The sequence below is a fragment of the Streptomyces flavofungini genome, from assembly GCF_041028215.1.
GTDB lineage: Bacteria > Actinomycetota > Actinomycetes > Streptomycetales > Streptomycetaceae > Streptomyces > Streptomyces flavofungini_B.
Genome location: NZ_JASKYR010001278.1, coordinates 1 through 1,048 on the forward strand (window position 1 = coordinate 1; position 1,048 = coordinate 1,048).

The 1,048-nt window shown below is 64.8% G+C and carries 1 protein-coding gene and 1 tRNA gene; one reads left to right on the forward strand and one right to left on the reverse strand.

What is annotated here, in order from left to right:
* The first annotated feature begins 647 nt into the window (after positions 1–647).
* Positions 648–842: a hypothetical protein gene (locus tag AB8Z36_RS40405; RefSeq protein WP_369218332.1), complete on the forward strand. Its 195-nt coding sequence runs from the start codon at positions 648–650 to the stop codon at positions 840–842.
* Positions 843–897: 55 nt separating this feature from the next.
* Here AB8Z36_RS40405 and AB8Z36_RS40410 read toward each other — a convergent pair.
* Positions 898–968, reverse strand: a tRNA-Gly gene (locus AB8Z36_RS40410).
* Positions 969–1,048: the final 80 nt, after the last annotated feature.

Below are 1,048 nucleotides of genomic sequence, written 5' to 3' on the forward strand. Positions count from 1 at the left end.
GTCCGGTGGCGTCCGTGCGGGTGCACCGAGTTGGTCACAGGCCCTCCCACTCAGTGCTCGGTGAGACGACCCGGGACCGCACTGCGCCTGGGGGGATGGTGGCAGCGTGGAACATCTGACGCACCCTAGCGTCGCTCCGCTGTCTTCGTAAAACCCTCGTCACTTTCGTCAGCCCAATCCATGTCTATCCCGGAGACGATTACCGCTTATCGAGACCGGGTACCCGCGATTCGATCGTGTAGTACAGAGAAGATCTCATGCTCTGACGCCCGGTACGTCACATTTCATCCGGTTTAAATGGGGCATAACACCTGCGGGCGACTCCGGTCGTATGTCCGTTAAGTCGGCGTGTGAACGTGCGCCGATGTGCCGCCGTCGACAATTCGAATTTCCTGCGAACATCGTGTGTGGCGACAGCAACGATCAAGCCGAATTACGCATGACCGCAGGTCGTCGAATTGCGCTCGCGGGCACCCGCGCGCATGCGCCCCCGGGCCGCCCGCGGGGCTCCGGTCGCGGAAGCGTTGGCCGATGATGTGTCACGGGCCGCATACGGGGGCCCTGTTGGTGGCACGATGGTCGTGGCGGGGGCGTGCGGGGTCGTACCCCCCGGGCCGGGAGAGCGACCGACCTAGGGTGTGATCAGTGTGGCAATTTCGCTGTCAGTGGTACTGCTGTTGGCGATCATCCTCGTGATGCTGTTCCGCGGAGGTTCGCTCAAAGCGGGCCCCGCGCTCGTCGCGGTGCTCTTCGGCTTCTTCCTGGCGTCCACCGGCATGGCGCCGTCCATAAACCGCTTCATGAACTCGGTGGCGGAGACCATCAACTCGATCAGCTTCTGACCGGAACGCCGACGGCCCGGCCGCTGGGTTCAGCGGGCCGGGCCGGAGGTCACAGAGCGGGCGACGGGAATCGAACCCGCGTAGCTAGTTTGGAAGACTAGGGCTCTACCATTGAGCTACGCCCGCACAGCTCGCGCCGGGGCCCACAGGAGCCGCGGCACGACAGGCATCGTAGCGGGTCGGAGCCCCTCCCCGCACACCCCCTC